16 protein-coding genes and 1 riboswitch are annotated in these 17,596 nt (G+C 39.3%); of the genes, 2 read left to right on the forward strand and 14 right to left on the reverse strand.

All coding sequences use genetic code 11. The features are described 5' to 3' along the window. Positions 1–145: 145 nt before the first annotated feature. From ACFWE9_RS08850 to ACFWE9_RS08890, 9 genes are all read right to left on the reverse strand, one after another. Positions 146–1,423, reverse strand: a complete 1,278-nt coding sequence (locus ACFWE9_RS08850) for a Glu/Leu/Phe/Val family dehydrogenase (RefSeq protein ID WP_377356501.1) — start codon at positions 1,421–1,423, stop codon at positions 146–148. A gap of 271 nt (positions 1,424–1,694) precedes the next feature. After that, positions 1,695–2,270, reverse strand: coding sequence for a genetic competence negative regulator (locus ACFWE9_RS08855; RefSeq protein ID WP_230156936.1), 576 nt, complete (start codon positions 2,268–2,270; stop codon positions 1,695–1,697). 87 nt (positions 2,271–2,357) lie between these two features. Next, entirely contained in the window at positions 2,358–3,251 is an 894-nt protein-coding gene (locus ACFWE9_RS08860; RefSeq protein ID WP_230156934.1) for a MerR family transcriptional regulator, read from the reverse strand. A gap of 99 nt (positions 3,252–3,350) precedes the next feature. Beyond that, positions 3,351–4,166 (reverse strand): metallophosphoesterase, encoded by an 816-nt coding sequence (locus tag ACFWE9_RS08865; RefSeq protein ID WP_377356504.1) that lies wholly within the window; start codon positions 4,164–4,166, stop codon positions 3,351–3,353. Positions 4,167–4,264: 98 nt separating this feature from the next. Next, a complete protein-coding gene (locus tag ACFWE9_RS08870; RefSeq protein WP_230156930.1) occupies positions 4,265–4,723 on the reverse strand; it encodes a YpbF family protein in 459 nt (152 codons plus the stop codon). Between the two features lie 125 nt (positions 4,724–4,848). Continuing rightward, positions 4,849–5,658 (reverse strand): LysM peptidoglycan-binding domain-containing protein, encoded by an 810-nt coding sequence (locus ACFWE9_RS08875; RefSeq protein WP_377356506.1) that lies wholly within the window; start codon positions 5,656–5,658, stop codon positions 4,849–4,851. Beyond that, complete coding sequence (locus tag ACFWE9_RS08880) at positions 5,636–6,262, reverse strand: CPBP family intramembrane glutamic endopeptidase (protein WP_230156926.1); 627 nt, start codon at positions 6,260–6,262, stop codon at positions 5,636–5,638. Before ACFWE9_RS08880 ends, ACFWE9_RS08875 begins: the two co-directional genes overlap by 23 nt. Continuing rightward, positions 6,252–7,763: a RecQ family ATP-dependent DNA helicase gene (locus ACFWE9_RS08885; protein WP_230156924.1), complete on the reverse strand. Its 1,512-nt coding sequence runs from the start codon at positions 7,761–7,763 to the stop codon at positions 6,252–6,254. Before ACFWE9_RS08885 ends, ACFWE9_RS08880 begins: the two co-directional genes overlap by 11 nt. Continuing rightward, entirely contained in the window at positions 7,763–8,827 is a 1,065-nt protein-coding gene (locus ACFWE9_RS08890) for a YpbB family protein (protein ID WP_377356508.1), read from the reverse strand. The genes ACFWE9_RS08885 and ACFWE9_RS08890 overlap by 1 nt, the downstream gene beginning before the upstream one ends. 292 nt (positions 8,828–9,119) lie before the next feature. Between ACFWE9_RS08890 and ACFWE9_RS08895 the strand changes: the two genes are divergently transcribed. After that, complete coding sequence (locus ACFWE9_RS08895) at positions 9,120–9,368, forward strand: ferredoxin (RefSeq protein WP_230156920.1); 249 nt, start codon at positions 9,120–9,122, stop codon at positions 9,366–9,368. Between the two features lie 627 nt (positions 9,369–9,995). Here the strand turns inward: ACFWE9_RS08895 and ACFWE9_RS08900 are convergent. Then, on the reverse strand, positions 9,996–10,577 hold the full coding sequence (locus tag ACFWE9_RS08900) for an ECF transporter S component (RefSeq protein ID WP_230156918.1): 582 nt from the start codon (positions 10,575–10,577) through the stop codon (positions 9,996–9,998). Between the two features lie 166 nt (positions 10,578–10,743). After that, a riboswitch (FMN riboswitch) is annotated at positions 10,744–10,879 on the reverse strand. 356 nt (positions 10,880–11,235) lie between these two features. Between ACFWE9_RS08900 and serA the strand changes: the two genes are divergently transcribed. Continuing rightward, positions 11,236–12,810 carry a phosphoglycerate dehydrogenase gene (serA, locus tag ACFWE9_RS08905; RefSeq protein WP_230156916.1) on the forward strand — a complete coding sequence of 525 codons (1,575 nt, stop codon included), beginning with the start codon at positions 11,236–11,238 and terminating at the stop codon, positions 12,808–12,810. 131 nt (positions 12,811–12,941) lie between these two features. Here serA and ACFWE9_RS08910 read toward each other — a convergent pair whose 3' ends face one another. The 4 genes from ACFWE9_RS08910 to ACFWE9_RS08925 form a co-directional block, all read right to left on the reverse strand. Further along, on the reverse strand, positions 12,942–14,165 hold the full coding sequence (locus ACFWE9_RS08910; RefSeq protein WP_230156914.1) for a hypothetical protein: 1,224 nt from the start codon (positions 14,163–14,165) through the stop codon (positions 12,942–12,944). Further along, the gene (sigX, locus tag ACFWE9_RS08915; protein ID WP_230156913.1) at positions 14,131–14,691 is read right to left on the reverse strand and encodes an RNA polymerase sigma factor SigX; all 561 of its coding nucleotides are present in this window, start codon (positions 14,689–14,691) and stop codon (positions 14,131–14,133) included. The genes ACFWE9_RS08910 and sigX overlap by 35 nt, the downstream gene beginning before the upstream one ends. 215 nt (positions 14,692–14,906) lie before the next feature. Then, entirely contained in the window at positions 14,907–16,697 is a 1,791-nt protein-coding gene (locus ACFWE9_RS08920; protein WP_230156912.1) for an ATP-binding protein, read from the reverse strand. Next, entirely contained in the window at positions 16,697–17,413 is a 717-nt protein-coding gene (locus ACFWE9_RS08925) for a response regulator transcription factor (protein WP_230156911.1), read from the reverse strand. The genes ACFWE9_RS08920 and ACFWE9_RS08925 overlap by 1 nt, the downstream gene beginning before the upstream one ends. Positions 17,414–17,596 lie beyond the last annotated feature (183 nt).

The raw sequence follows: 17,596 nt of genomic DNA on the forward strand, positions 1-17,596 counted from the left end.
TCCACTGCCTTTCCATGCACTATGTAATTCGTTCGCTTAAAAATAAAAACTCCTATCAATACATGATAGGAGTTTTTACAAATCATTTCAATGATAAAGCAATGAAAACGATTTTATCTATATGCCATTCATGATTTGAATCTTTTTAGATCCAACCACGGAAGCGTGAAGCTTCAGCCATTTTTCTTACACCAATCATATAAGCCGCAAGACGCATATCAACACGTCTGGATTGGGCAAGTTCATAAATATTATTAAAAGATTTCACAAGGATTTTTTCCAGTTTTTCGTCCACTTCTTCTTCAGACCAGTAATATCCTTGATTATTTTGTACCCATTCAAAGTAAGAAACCGTAACTCCGCCAGCAGAAGCCAAGACATCAGGAACAAGAAGGATTCCACGGTCCGTTAGGATTTGTGTCGCTTCCATTGTCGTAGGCCCGTTTGCAGCCTCGACAACGATTGAAGCTTTAATATCAGCAGCATTCTCTTCTGTGATTTGGTTTTCAATTGCAGCCGGAACTAAAATATCACAATCCAATTCAAGCAGTTCTTTATTTGAAATTGTGCTTTTAAACAATTTTGTTACGGTTCCGAAACTGTCTCTCCGGTCTAGAAGATAATCGATATCCAGTCCATCAGGATCATGAAGCGCACCATATGCATCGGAAATACCAATAACCTTTGCACCTGCATCATGCATGAATTTAGCTAAGAAACTTCCTGCATTACCAAAGCCTTGAATGACGACCCTTGCCCCTTTAATATCAATGCCACGCTTCTTGGCAGCTTCATTGATACAAATCGTTACACCCTTAGCAGTTGCTGATTCACGGCCATGAGAACCACCCAATACAAGCGGTTTACCTGTAATGAATCCTGGGGAGTTGAATTCATCCATACGGCTGTATTCATCCATCATCCAAGCCATGATCTGGGAATTCGTAAATACATCCGGTGCCGGGATATCTTTTGTCGGCCCCACGATTTGGCTGATTGCGCGAACATAGCCCCGGCTTAATCTTTCCAACTCACGGAAGGACATATTACGAGGATCACAAACGATCCCGCCTTTACCACCGCCATACGGCAAATCAACGATCCCACATTTCAAGCTCATCCAAATGGATAATGCTTTCACTTCACGTTCCGTTACATCAGGGTGAAAACGGATACCGCCCTTTGTAGGCCCAACAGCATCATTATGCTGCGCCCTGTAACCCGTGAAAATTTTAACCGACCCATCATCCATCCGGACTGGTATCTTCACTGTTAATAAACGCAATGGTTCCTTCAAGAGCTCAAAAACTTCTTCCGGATAACCCAGCTTATCCAAAGCTTTATGTATTACAGTTTGGGTTGACCTCAGTACGTCGTGTTTTTCTTCTTCATTTACATGGCTATTATCTTTTGCCGAATCCATTAAAAGTACCTCCTAAAAATCTCATCCATATATTAAATTATAATTTACAAATAGTCCTCTTCATGTGCTAGTATACACCTTCATTATATTTATGCAAGAACAAAAATGGGAATTTAAAAGTTGGAAATATTCAAAAAATGAAAACGTTATCATAACCTTTGTTTTCTTACTCATTTCCCGTAGATTTTCTTCAATCAAATAGGTGAGAAAAATAAGGCAAACCACATTGATTTTTACATCATGCGTCTGCCTTGTCTCCTACTTTTTGCAGTTAACTGAAGTGCGTAGTCAAAACATGTATCGCTTCATTTTCAATTATACAAGAGCCATATTCATTGATACGACAGAGCGTCAGTGTCGAAGCATGGCCATACTCGGCGGCTAATGAGATGACCGTGTCATAGGTCGTGTCTTTACCATTTTCGATTAGCAAATAGTATCTTCCCTCATAATGATAAAGAGTACTTTTAAGCAAACCATGAAAAGACAATCTATGAGATAATTGGACGATGTCTTCAAACTCATCGAAAACATACAGAATATGGGGGAAGTCATCTATTTTCACTTGCAAATCCAAGAATTCTTCCTCGTCTGTCAATAATTCTTCTTCATCCTTTGTCACGATGATTATCAACCCCTGAGCAGGCAGGGAAAAAATCTCGATTGCAATGGAACCACTCATTTTAAAGCTGAGTTCTTCGCATGCTTCTTCAACCATATCCTGAAATAACTTGTGGACCTTTAAAGAATTTCCTAAAATATCTTCTTTTGTTATACCTCTATCAATTAAATCATCAAGGGTCAAAAAAATCTTGATTTTATTATTAGTTAAACGCTCCAGCTTCATAAAAAAAGGCCCCCTGGTTACCATCTTCATACATCATATGAAGCCTTGGTCGCAGGGTGCATATCCATTATTTCACAAAGACAGTCACTAGCTTTTCAGCCATTCCTCCCATTCCGATTGCTTGTCCCCCATGAGAACTCCACTGAAGGTAATATGTCTTTCTTCGGATATAAGACTCAAAGCCGCACCTCCAAGACCCACCTTCAAATCCGGGAACTCTTTTTTTAATGCTTCCACAAGACTAAATGTCCCTTCAAGATTTTCTTCAAGTGAAACAGACATGAATAAGTAAGAGGGTTTTATGATGTTTAATACGGTAAAAAGATCCTTATCGGCGATAGATTCTCCCAAATAAACGGTTTCATACCCTTTCCGCTTCAAAAAAATGGTGAAAATCAACAGACCAAACTCATGTTTTTCACCAGGGGCACATACGGTAAGAGCTTTTGGAAGATAACCATTAGTCGGAATCGTATGCATGACGGAACTGATCCTGGCTTTTAAAATGTTCGACGCAAAGTGTTCATGAGCGGAAGTAATTTCTCCCCTTTCCCACTTATCCCCTATCTGAACCAGTACGGCACCAAGAACATCAACTATGGTATGTTCGATCGTATACATACTGAAAGCTTGGCTAATCAGCATCTGGGCTTTATTTTCATTGAAATTTAATAGAGCTTCGATTAATTCATCCGATAACTTTATCGTTTGTTCATCCTTACGGTTCGTTTCTGGAACTCCAATCGCTTTAGTGCCAGCACTATCGAGAAGTGACACGGCCTGGCTTATCGTGAACCCTTGATTCGTTTTATTGACGAGCCATTTAAGGATCTGCAGATGCTTTTCTGTATATAGCCGATGCCCTGAATCATTCCTGACAGGTTCGAAAAATTTATAGCGCCTTTCCCATGCCCTCAGAGTACCCGGCTGAATGTCTAGCAGTTTTGAAACTGCCTTTATATTATATTTACCTTCTTGCATGGTTTTTTCAAGGCCTCCAATAATTGAACGTTCATTTGTTGAAATTATAGTGTTTTCTTATAAGTCTGTAAAATTCCGATATGCTCGTTAAAAAGCTTTTTAAAAGGTCTTCTCCACCGCATCGCCTATTTCAGTGCACTTCCCCCTTTTCAGGGTGATTAGGTGTGTTTCCGGCTTAGCCTCAAGCCTTAAAGGCACTGCGCTTGTCCCATAACCATTACTCGTCATATACAAACAGTTGCCCTCTTTTTTTATACTGCCGATCTGATAGGGTCCGTATCCGAATATGCGAATTTGCCCGCCATGGGTATGACCTGACAGGACAAGACTTATGTGGTGTTCCGTAGTCAATTGTTCCTTGACCAAGGGGTTATGACTCACCAATATCCGAAAAGCCTCATCCTCGCAATCCGAGAGGGCGAGATCCAGCCTATCTCGTTCTTCCGTTATATCATCAATGCCTAAAAGAGCGATTTTCCTGCCATTTTGAGATTCAAAAGAAACAGCTGTATTATCAAGGATTTTCACTCCATGTTTTAGAAGTGCTGCATCCAGCTCATGAAAATCCCCTTCATAATCATTATTTCCCCAAACAAAATAAATGGGACCAAGCTCTTTCAATTTCAAAACATTTTTTTCCACTCGTTCTAAGGGGACCCCGCTTTCTCTTATGTCCCCGCCTATAATCACCAAATCAGCTTTGCCGCGGGCTTCCTCAATTAATTTATCCGATATGATCCGACGGTGGAGATCAGATATGAAAAAAATCCGAACATCGCCAAACCCTTCAGGAAAGTCATTGAAAAATAAGTCTTGAAAAATCAACCTATCTTGCTTAGCAGTAAGCCACATGTAAATGACCATGCCAACTACCAGCAGAATGATGACTAAAAATAATCCAGATACCAATAACATCTTTCGTTAAACCTTCTTTCCATCCTAATCCTAATAGTTACCTTCATATAACCATAAAACCATATTACCCGCAATTAAATATATGTTAACGTGATCAATCATTTATTTTCATGATATAAGTTTATATCATAATTCTTCTTCATCATTTCAAAAACCTTATGACGACTTTTCCATTCTTCCTCTTTTTCCCATAACTGCTTGCTTTTATTAATGATTTCACAGCGTAGCAGCTGAAACTCCTTTTCAGCTTTATCGAGCTTCTTTTTAATTAAAATCATATATCCATATAGACCTATAGCTGCCGCCAAAAAAAGAAAATGGCTGAAATGGTCGACGAAAACACTAAACATGCTGAAAAAGGAATAGGAATAAGGTACAACAATATAAAAATAAAGGTAAACCAAAAAAAGAGCAGCAACAATCATGGTCGCCCATAAACTTTGAAGATGCTTCTTTTTAAGAGCCTCGAACTTTTTTTTTCGATCCACGACATTCTGCAGCATTTGTTTTGTTGCTTGGTCCGTTTTTTCATCCAATAAAATGATTGTCGATTCCATTCCTTTTCCTCCTCTACTCTTTCAAGTCATGATATGAAGCTGTCCAGGAAAAAATGATAAAGTACCTGTCATGTTTGGCTTCAAATTGGAAAAACACCCTGCCTTATAAAGACAGGGTGCCATCATCATTTCTTAATCGGAATTTTCAAAACCTGACCATTGGAAATTTCATTGCCCTTAAGGCCATTCCACTCCCTAATCAAAGCAATGCCTTCCTGTGATTTGTAGTAATTCATGGAAATGCGGAAGAGTGTTTCTTCCGATTGAACAGTATGTAAAACAACCTTGTATTCATCCTTATCCGGTTTTGCGGCTTGAATTTCAGCTGCCTTTTTCTTTTCGGCTGCTTCCTTCTTAGCTTTTTCGTCAGCTATTTGCTGGGCCTTAGCCCTTTCTTCAGCTTCTTGCTGGGTCTTAGCCTTTTCTTCGGCTTCTTGCTGGGCCTTAGCCTTTTCTTCGGCTTCTTGCTGGGCCTTAGCTTTTTCTTCGTCCTTTTTCTTAGCTTGTTCCTCTTGCTTGCGCTTTTCTTCTTCCTCAGCTTTAGCCTTCGCTTCTTCCTTTTCTTTCTCCGCTACGGCTTTTTCCGAGTCTTTTTCTTTATTATCTTTTAAATCATCTGCTGTTGCTGTAGTTGGAATCGTTTCTGTAACCTCCTCCTCATTGTTATTAACGACGACTTGGTCACTATTTGTAACACGTACAGGTCTATCCTGAAAATATGTATTAAGGCCGTAAAATCCTATCGGAAGCAAAATAAAAAACAACGATAAAAATTGTATGATTGGAAACTTAATCTTCGCTTTACTTTTTTTCTTTTTATTTTTGTGGATTTTGCTACGCTTGGGCAGTGATGACTTAGCCTTATGACGTTCTATTCGCGAACCAAGTTCACCAGCCTGATCGTTTTCTTTTTCATTCTTTTGTACTTGACTCATACAAGTCACCCCCTTTCTTGCTCAACCCTGTTTGCTTTTTGCTCCTAATTATAATACCAAGGATGAAGTCAATCAAAAAATGGGCCGTAATCGTCACCATGATATTATTGGTCCATTCAAATAGCAAACCGATAAAGAAGCTCAAAACCAAAACATTTAAAAATAAAAACCAATTAAAAAGGTAACGATAATGGACGGCTGCAAAAATGATGCTCGTCCAAAGTAAACCAAAATGTGTTTGCAAAACTCCTCGAAATAATACTTCTTCACTTATCGCTACCACTAAAGCAACGACAAATATCATCGTGTAAGATAAATGACTGAAAATGCGTTCGTTAATACCTCCATCATCCTGATAGGAAGATGGTGTCACTTTCATCAATAAAATGTCAATTAACACAACGACGATTCCAGCAGGAATGCCAATCAGCAAAATGTTAAGGTCATCAAAGATAAATAAGTCGAAAAAAGCAGAACGTTCTTTAAATAAAATAATACCTAAAAAAACGGCTAACGTTAAGAGAATAATTTGTGTAAGAAACAAATTATATAGCAACTGTTTATCTGTTAGTTGTTTAATCAATTCAGCTTGCTTATTTTTCATTCCCAGTTTCCTTCTTTAATAAGATAAAAGCCAATTCCTTTTTCCACGTTGAATAAGAATTAACGTGATCCACCTTAACTTCAGGCCATACATCGACCATTTTATCCGCATCCATCCCACAGTAATCACAGCAGATGGGGTTCACTTCTTGTTGCTTTTCCGCAAAGTAGTCCATTATCCCTAACCTGCGACAATCCTGTGCATCGATCCATTGGAGGAATTTATGCAGTTTTCCTTGATTCGCGGCCTTCCTCTTATGGCAATACTCTTTCATCTCTGCGACTTGATGTAAAGGGTTATTCGTTCCTTTAATAAGCTGAGTAAAAAAACGAAGTTGGATTTCGTTCAAAGAAAAAGTTAGAGATAGCTGTTCTTTTTCAGATGGAGTCAAGTTCTCCAGAATCTTTTGTGAATCATTTAGGAACGAACAAACCCCCTCTATTTGCATATCCGTAGGTAGTTGTTGTTCCATCAAATGCATGGGAAGCCCTTCATCCCCATCACTATATAATAAAACAGCAACACTTTGCTTCCGATCTCGCCCCGCCCTGCCTATTTCCTGAAGATATGCTTCCATCGTGGACGGCATATGAAAATGGATAACATATCTGACATCCGATTTGTTTACACCCATGCCAAAGGCACTCGTTGCACAAATTATTTTCAACTGACCGGAAATGAACTGCTGCTGGATGAGCATCCTTTGTTCCTGTTCCATGCCACCGTGATAATAATTGACACTATCCACCCCATTTTCCTGTAAAAACCGAGTGACTGCTTCCGCTACTTTTTTTGATGAAAAATAAATAATTCCACTCCCTGTGAATTTCCTGACAAGTTCAAGTACACGGGATTGCTTTTCATCGTAGCTGAACATGCGTTCAACAAGTATCCCAATATTTTCCCGATCAACGGATGACACGGTTTCATTGACTTGGCCAAGGTTGAGTTTACCAACGATGTCCCTGCGGACTTCAATGGTAGCAGTTGCCGTCAGGGCAAGCGTTAGCGGATCGTTCAGTTCACGCCTCACTTCACCTAAATTCAAATAATCTGGACGGAAATCATATCCCCATTGTGAGATGCAGTGCGCCTCATCAATGACGAACAAACCTATATCTATGGATTTCAAGGATTTTATCACGCCCTCCAGGCTGAGCATTTCAGGAGATAAAAAGATAAACCGATAACTATGTAACCGTTCGAACGCACTTCTTTTTTGATTTAGCGTCAAAAAAGAATTGAGGGTCAATACACTTTTTTCTCCACTCATTTTCAACTGATCTGCCTGATCCTGCATTAAAGATAGTAATGGAGAGACAATTAAGACAGTCTTATTTATAAGGTAAGCGGGCAACTGATAACATAATGATTTACCGGATCCGGTGGGTAGCATCCCTAATGTGTGACGACCGGACATCAATGATTCAATCACTTCTTTTTGCCCAGGACGGAATTCATCAAATCCGAATTTTTCTTTTAGGACAGCTTCTATATTCATCATCCATCACCTAGTTTCGCGAGCACAAGCCGTATTTGGAAAAAGCTTATCTGTTTATTATCGACCATTTGTTTGATTGCTTTAAGCTTTTTCGTACCAAGTTCCTTGATCGCTGCAGCAATTTTACTTTCATCCTCGCTCGACACATAATCGGCAATTGGAAAACTATTATCCGAAAGGACAATTTCGACGAGATGGTCTTCTATGGTATTTACTTTCAATCGGCGGATTTCAGCTATTTCCCACATGTTTTTCCCTTCCTGGATGTATCGTAAAGTCGTTTGTGTAGATTGTGTCAAATGGGGATTCCCACTCCTTTTCCAATCGTATATTAACGTGGCTAAAAGAGGATAATCCGTGCTCATTTCCGTATCTGCAAGCATTTGATGCAGAGAGTCAAGAAACATAAAGCGAACATATTCTTCTTCTACATCTTTCCTTTTTGCAATCTGTTCAAACGTATGTCCAATCCTGTTTACCCCAGTTAATTTCAAAATGAGAATGTCTCTTTTCAGGTCGCTTTGCCGTTCTAAAAGCGATATCAATTCTTCAAATAGATGAGTTGCTATCAACACTCGGTCCTGACGATTGGTATGTAAGAATTCCTTAACGAAATGTTGGATTTTAGGATTTTGTTGTATCGGATAAAAACGTCTTTCATTGTGGACAATATGGGATATGGTTTGAATGAGTAAGTTTAACCTCCCCCAGAATACAGGGGTGATATTTTGATACTTCCAACCATTTAAATACGTTGGAAATGGGTTGTTTTCTAAGTAACTAACTAACATTTTCTCACCTTGTACACTAATTTCATAAGCATCGGTTTTATCCATTAGTTTAATGAAGTCATGTTTAAGGAACCATTCAATGTTTTGATTCAATTGCTGACGGGTAAAACGGGGTATTGTCCCGAATATATTCGTTAATCCGAATAAATGGGCATCCTGAATCGTTTGTGACGACTTCTTCCCCTGCAGCATATGGTAAATAGCATAAATGGAACGTTCGCCTTGAAATTTTTTTATCGCATATAGAATGATTGCCTGTAGATAATTATTCATGGGACTCACATCCTTGTTTCATTTATCCATTACTCCCATTGTATCAAAAAACTGCAAAAACCGCCGTTATTATTGATGAATACAAGGAAGAATTTGTGACTAAATGACGAACCAAGGCAAGAATCGAGTTAATTATTCCAATGTTTTTCATTGACAATTCGCTTCTTGATAGTTATTATCAATACAATTTCTATTGAAAAGTTTGGCATTCGGTCTTACAATAAGAAAGAGATAATAATCTGAAATAAAAAGATTATCAGTTGTTAAACAACTTAGGAGGGGTTATATATTCATGGCTAAATTTACTATTGTGGATAAAGAAACATGCATCGCATGCGGAGCTTGCGGAGCAGCAGCACCAGATATATATGATTATGATGACGAAGGGATTGCATTTGTTACCCTTGACGATAACGAAGGAATCGTTGAAATTCCAGACGTACTTATAGATGACATGATGGACGCATTTGAAGGATGCCCTACGGATTCTATTAAAGTTGCTGACGAGTCATTTGACGGAGATGCACTAAAATACGAATAAAAAGGCAAGCCATTTTCAATCGAGAATGGCTTTTTCTTTTGGCTAATATCCAGGCTGACTGCAGACAAACTCGATAATAATTGAGTTTAACTATAGTTTTTTTAGGCTTTTTGCATTTGACCGTTGATTGGAACGTAGGGCACTCGCTTTCCGCGGGCGGTCCGGGAGCCTCCTCGGCGCTCTTTGCGCCTGAGGGGTCTCCCTTGGACGCACTATTCCCGCTGGTGTCTCGCACACCCTTTCCTATCAACTTGGTTTTAACAGTTAGATAGAGCTCCTTTTGCCTATTCTTCTTTGAGGGTTTATAAAACTTGAATATTGCGGTTCACTCCAGGCACTCGCTTTCCGCGGGCGGTCCGGGAGCCTCCTCGGTGCTCTTTGCGCCTGCGAGGTCTCCCTTGGACGTACTATTCCTGCAGGAGTCTCGTACACCCTTTCCAATCAATTTGGTTCGTAAGATTTTTATCACAGTGTACCGAAAGTAAGACCTACAGAAAGTGGTGACACTCCATATTCAAATCCAATAAAAAATCAAAAAGGTTTCGGAATGAGACCATTCCGAAACCTTTTTGTCTACAGTCTGACCGGATATGAATATCCGGCTTTTTTGTATCATCGTCTATGCCATTAAGCATTTTTATATAATGTTTGCTTATTGATCCATGTCTGCAATTTAATGAACAACAGCATGAATACAGAAGTGATAAGCACGCCTTTAATCACGTTGAAAGGTAAAATTGCCGTCGTTACGAACTTTCTTGATTCGGGCGCCGACATTGCATCCCATCCCATAAAGAAGGTATATGCCGGTAAAAAGACAAAATAGTTTAAAACACTCATAACTACCGCCATTGAAACTGTACCCGCAAGTAAAGCGAACGTCATACCTTTTTTGGAATTGATTTTTTTAAATACGTAGTAAGTAGGCAAAACGAACAGTACTCCTGCTATAAAGTTAGCAATATGCCCAACTGGTACAGCAGTCAGGGTACCTGTCATGACTAAATCCAATAGATTTTTAAGGAATTCAACTAGGATTCCTGCCATCGGACCGAAAATCAAAGCCGCCATCAGTGCTGGAATGTCACTAAAATCAACATTCAGAAAAGGTGGAAATCCTGGAAACGGGAAATTCAAAAGCATCAATAGATAAGAAATGCTCCCCATCATGGCCAGCGTGACCGTTTTTTTAACTTTGTTCTTTTTCATAGCTCTCTCTCCTTCTTTTCCGATCTACCTGAAAAAGAGGTTAGTGTTCCTTCATCATGTTGATGTTCAATAAAAAACCCTTTAATTCCGATTGAATTAAAGGGATTAATTAAAGGTTACATCAAACAAACGTTCAGCATATGACTGTTGAAACGCACTCAGGAACCTCCATCTTCTCCCATCCAGACTATACTGTCGGCTTTGGAATCACACCAAATCCTGCCCCGTAAGGCTCGCGGGCTAAGAAGAAGATTTTCTTCATCACCGCCGGTGGGGAATTGCGCCCCGCCCCGAAGATAGACCTATAAAATTTTGTTTACATTTCCCATTATATCTGAAATTCTTTTTTTTGAATAGCATTTTTTCTTGGATGATTAATTTAGCATGAATATCGCTTGTCATTTGGAACCGACATTAAACGAATAAAGGATTTTCAAAAGTTGATGTCCTTACATGACAATTTTAAATAATCAAATTTTTTTCTTTTTTAGGCAATTAATGATAAAGTCATTAATACTGCGGTCTTGATCAAACAATACCAATATTAATCTTTGTTTTAAGCGCTTACATCAAGAAATGCCAAATTGACATAATCAACCGTTCAATTGTAAAATTAACTGAAATTTAAGATAATTATTTACCTAGGAAGGTGTTTAACGTGTATCGGATTTTAGTGGCAGATGCTATCAAACCAGAAGGACTCGGACCGCTATCAGAGGCATCCAATATTCTTCTTATTCAGAAGACAGTAGAGGAAGCGGCAAGCGAACTTGATCAGATTGATGCAATACTTGTAAGAAGTGCAACGAAGGTTACGGAAGACTTAATGAACCGTATGCCACAGTTGAAGATTATTGCACGGGCTGGTGTCGGCGTCGATAACATAGACATCCCTGCTGCGACAAAACGCGGAATCGTCGTAGTTAATGCACCTGACGGCAATACCATTTCAACAGCTGAACATACATTTGCCATGATGGCTTCGTTAATGCGTCATATTCCGCAAGCTTATGCTTCTCTGAAGAATGGGGAGTGGAAACGATCTTCATACACAGGAACGGAACTTCGCGGTAAAACGTTAGGAATTATTGGGTTTGGCCGTATCGGAGGGGAAATTGCCAAACGTGCTAAAGTGTTTGGTATGGATGTCATTGTATATGATCCGTTCCTAACTGCTGATCGTGCCAAGAAAATGTCCGTAACATCCCTCCCCTTGGATGATTTGCTTCCTAAAGCAGACATCATTACTGTACATACACCTTTAACGAATGAAACTAGGGGATTAATCAATAAAGAAAAACTGCTTACCTGTAAAAAAGGCGTATATGTCCTGAACTGTGCCCGCGGTGGAATTCTAGATGAGGATGATTTATATGAAATGATAGTTGCAGGTCATGTAGCAGGGGCTGCACTGGACGTTTTCGTCGAAGAACCTCCACTTGGCCATAAACTGCTTGAACTGGATAGTGTCATTGCTACACCTCATTTAGGTGCATCTACAAAAGAAGCCCAATTAAACGTAGCCGTACAGGTCGCACAAGAAGTTCTGACCTATTTCGAGGGAAATCCAGTCTCGAGTTCTATCAACCTTCCAGCCATTTCTAAAGAAGTGTTTGAAAAGGTTCAACCTTTCTATCAACTCGTCCAACAAATGGGATCCATTGCTTCTCAGTGCATGAAAGAAGGAATTCAGGAAATATCTGTTACGTATGCAGGAGAATCATTGGACTTCGATACAGCGATTTTGACAAAAAGTTTAATCTCAGGTTTCTTCAAATCAAGAGTTGATGCATCCGTTAATGAGGTTAATGCCTTGCTGGTCGCAAAAGAGCGTGGCATCACAGTTGGGGAAAAAATCTCTTCGGATTCTTTAGGTTACTCTAACCTGATCAGCCTTAAGGTAAAAGGTGATAACCGTGAATTAACAATCAGTGGAACGTATATCGCAAATTACGGTTCTCGAATTGTAAGTTTGAATGGCTTCAAAATCGACTTTCAACCGGAAGAAAATTTACTATATATCCAGCATACCGATAAACCTGGTGTAATCGGTAACGTAGGTAAGGTCCTTGGAGATCATGGTGTGAACATTGCCGCCATGCAGGTCGGTCGAAAAGAAGCTGGCGGGGAAGCCATCATGGTTTTAAGCTTTGATAAACCATTAGAAGACAACATGAAGCAATTTTTAATGGAAACAGAAGAAGTTACATTCTTGGCCCGCATTTCATTATAAGAAGAAAAAGTGCCCGCTTGAAGAGGGCACTTTTCTGTTTGCACACAATTATTAGGGTGTGTTTTTAACTCCAATCCTTTTTTCTGAACAAATACGGCACGGCTCCTCATCATTTAGCCCCTGTCCCTGCATCAATTCACTTGGTTCGGTGCTTTAGGCACTACTATGTCGTCAGTTAAATTCAGATGGCCCACCTTTTCAATAGGAGCGTTTTCAAACTTGACTTTTTTAAAACCAAAATCCTTAGCAATGAAGAGTATGGCTTCTAAAGCTTGAAGAGATTCCTCATTATTTTCAATAGCCGCATGCTCTGATAATTGAATGGTCACAAGGCCTCCCTCTGAATTTATATTGTCCCAATTCATGTCTTCCGGGATTGCAGGTGCTATTCCCTCTATATCCTGCTCCCCTTTTCCCGCTTGAAGGGCTTCCTCAAAATCCTGATAATCCCTATTGCTTGGAACAAGCAACCGTGGAGAGTATTCATCTCTTTGATAAAGAAGGTATGTGCGATTTTTTTGTTGAGGTACTGCCTGCTCCTTTAAAAATCCCGCATGTAAAAACATTGCACCTTGCTTACCATCTGTAGCAAAAGTCATCCTCTCTATATTGTTATAGGAAAACGTTTCTTCCATCGAATGGAGAAACAGTGCATCATCATCCAATAATTGGCTGTCTTCTTGAAACTCAATATGAGCCGTGGTCATATCGTTACCTTGGCTAATTTTTATATCAAGTGGAAAATAGTCAGATAGCCCATATTGCTCTTCATCGATATCGGACATTTGATTCACTAACTGATTAAGTGTTTCTGTTCTATCAAAGTGATTGAGTTTGATAGAAATGGGAACGATGACTTTCATGTGATCATCTGGAACACCAATGGTAATGGTCGATTCATTTTTTAGGTCGTCCTGATAAATCGCATGTGCGAAGGTCTTTTCCTTGTCCTTTTTAAAAGGTTCTATTTGTGAAACCTCGTCTTTAGATTCACTTTCTGCTTGCTTACTCAAAAACTCCTGATTCCCCTGTTTATCTTCTGAAGTATTTTCATTGATATTTGCACCCTGTTGTTTTGACTCTGACATTTCCTTACTTTCAGAAATGGATAATTTTCCACTCTTGCTGCTGTCCTCTTGACTTGTAGTTCCTTCTTTTCCAGTAATGATTGATGACGCCAAAACTACCATTAAAAATAAGGAGGCAACGCCCGCAATTAAAGGTAACCAGTGTTTCTTTCTCTTTTTATCATGTATTCTCGCAAACACCTCTGCCTTGCTTCGGTCATCTTTTACTTTTGGAAGCTCGCGCAACATGTCTTCAATTTCGTTTTCTTTCCAACGGGATTTTCTCAATGCGGTGTCCCTCCTTTCCTGATAAATCTTCCATCATCTTTTTGATCGCCTTTAACGCACGGTGTTGGGTCGTTTTTACCTTACTTTCACTCCAGTTCAATACTTCAGCGGTTTCTGTTATTGATATGCCAGAAATATATCGTAAAATGATGACGGATCTTTGATTCGTGGTACATCTGTTTAAGCATCGATAAATATCCTGGATGTCATCGTTCATGATAGCCACTTCTTCCGGAATGGGCTGAGTATCTATAATCAATTGCCTATCCCAATCAAAGTTAGAAAAGATTTTGTCCTTCCACCCTTTTTGTTTCCGAAAATAATCAATCGTCACATTTCTTGCAATCGAATAAATCCATGTTTTTGCACTGCTTTTTCCTTCAAACCGTTCATATGCCTTCATAACTCGGATATAGACTTCCTGAACAAGGTCCTCTGCCGTTTCTCGATTTTTGGTCATATAAAAAATAAATTGATAAATTTCCTGATGATATTTTTCATAAAGATCGTGGAAAACGGAATCCATCATTTCCCCACCCGTTCATAAATATAGTCGTCATTCTTACTTAAAAGTTACATGCTTTGGCTTTAATCTTATTATAAAGTACCGTTAACTTCCACATATCCAAGACTTCTTATCTTGCTACCTAAAAAAAACAAAGACAAGTTGGAAATGAATCCAATTGCCTTTGTCTTCACAGTTTCTTATGAAACAAGATTTTCTGGCAAGCTACCCGTTATTCATTCAGCATTTTCCATAATTCGAGGCAGGATAAAACTGAATGTTGTCCCTTTATTAGGTAAACTGTTTACCGAAATGTAGCCATCATGGGCATTGATGATATTTTTTACGATTGCCAATCCCAATCCGGTACCAGACTGGCCGCGGGTCCTTGCTTTGTCCGCTTTATAAAATCTCTCGAAAACAAAAAGTAAATCTTCTTCGGGAATACCCGATCCTGAGTCTTTCACATCAATGATCAGACCTCTTCGATCACTTGTCCTCTGAATGACATCAATGTTCCCTCCTGGAGGAGTATGTCGAATTGCATTATCAATTAAATTCGTCAAAACCTGTTCAATGCGGTCAGGATCAAAATGCCATTCGATTTCATCGTCTTGAAGAACCGTGGATATTGAAATTCCTTTATCCTTGGCCAGCCCTGAAAACTTACTTGTAATCCTCATTAAATAGGAAGAAATGGGCACACGTTCGTAGCTAAGATTCATTTTTCCAGATTCCAACCTTGCTAAATCGAGTAGATCATTGACTAAACGTCCCATTCTCAAAGACTCATCATAGATGATTCGGGCCATTTCCATCTTTTCCTCTTCACTGCTTGCAATGTCATCTACGATCGCTTCACTATACCCTTGCAACATTGAAATTGGCGTTCTTAACTCATGGGAGACATTCGCTATGAAATCCGTTCTTAGTTTGTCAATACGTCTTTCATCACTAATATCCCGTATGATGGCCACCGCTCCCCGGATATTGTCGCCATTGGTATATAATGGACTGACAATCAATCCCCAATCGCGACCTTGCAAGGTAATTTCACCAATTTGCTCCTTATCGAAGGACTCTGATTCATCAAAAAGGTTCATCAACACCAACGGGACATTCACATTATCTTCCCGGTTATAGCCTTTTTCAAAGTACCAGGATTGCAGAAACCTTTCCGCTGGGGGATTCGTTTCAAGAATTGTGCCATCCTTATTGAAGGTAATGACCCCATCAGCCATACTGCTAAGAATGCTAGAAAGATGTTCTTTTTCCTGGCTAAGTGCATTTATATTGAATTTCAGTTGCTTTCTCATCTGATTGAACGCTATGGCCAACTCACCGATCTCATCCTGTGTCAAGATTGGCACCTTTGTATCAAATTTCCCCCGGGCGATGGCTAGGGCGGCTTCCCTCATCTTCACCAATGGGGCATTGATTCTAGTCGATAAAAAGAAAGCAAAAACCGTTGTCAAGATAATGGCGATCCCTGCGGCCAATAAAATGAACTGTGTAGTGGATTTTGTCGTTTCTTCCATGGATTCCAACGATTGAAATAAGAAAACTTCATCCTGTTCCCCATTCAGTTCAAGCGGAACCCCTACTACAATTGCGGATAATTCCTGGTTCCCCTTATCATTGGATAGCGCCATTTCCTTTTTTACTGTCTTTCTTTCCGTAAAAACCTTGAGCAATTCGGAGTCATTCTTAATGGATTCCGGAGTGATATCAATCTCCGTAGCACCAATGGATGAGAAAATCATTTTGTCATCGTTTAGAATGATCATCTTCGTTTCGTTGCCTATTAATTCTGAAGCTATTTGTAAAACATCCGTGTTAGATCCTTGATGATCATTTGTCACCTTGATGATTTGTTCAGCTGTTTTGGTTAAATCATTTTCAATATTTTCAATTTGGAAATTCTCAAAAAACTCTACGAGCAAAACGGTTAATACGATTAATACAAACGACACGAGCAATAGAATCGTTGCCCACAGCTTCCCTACAACACTTCCCCATAGCATCATCAGTCATTCATGACTTCGAACTTGTAACCTACACCCCAAACAGTGACAATCATCTTAGCTGCGTTTTCGGATATGCGGTTTAATTTTTCACGTAAGCGTTTAACATGCGTGTCAACAGTTCGAAGGTCTCCAAAGAATTCATAGTGCCATACTTCTTTTAACAGTTGCTCCCGATCAAATACTTTATCTGGGGATTTCGCTAAGAAATATAATAATTCATATTCTTTTGGCGTTAAAGAAACCTCTTTATTATCAGCAAGTACACGATGGGCATCATTGTCAATGGTTAAATGCGAGAAGACAATCACATCTTTTGCCGTCGTTTCGGTCTGCATGTAACTAGTGTTTGAAGAACGCCGCAATAAAGCTTTGACCCTTAACACAACTTCACGGGGACTGAACGGTTTGACGATATAATCATCGGTCCCCACTTCGAACCCTTGAACCCGGTTCACTTCTTCACCTTTTGCCGTCAGCATGATAATAGGTGTTGTTTTCTTCTCCCTTAACTCACGGCAAACTTCTATTCCATCTTTACCAGGCATCATAATATCCAATAAGATTAAATCATAATCATTTTCAATGGCTTTTGATAAAGCCTCTTCTCCATTTTCAGCTTCATCAATTATATATTCTTCTCTTTCCAAATACATCTTTAACAGCCGGCGGATTCTTTCCTCATCATCCACCACGAGAATAGTAATAGCATTATACATTATGTAATCAGCCTCCTATCTTATATTCTACAAAATGAATACTTCCATGACTAATAATTTTTCCCTCCAAAGTACGTTAAAAAGCCAATTTCGTATGGGTTCTATGAACTTTTCACCATATTGTCACAATAAAATGACTTCAACTGCTCCCCCACGAATTCAAAGCGGCTATTCTAAAACCGT

This window comes from Peribacillus sp. NPDC060253 (genome assembly GCF_042727425.1).
Taxonomy (GTDB): domain Bacteria; phylum Bacillota; class Bacilli; order Bacillales; family DSM-1321; genus Peribacillus.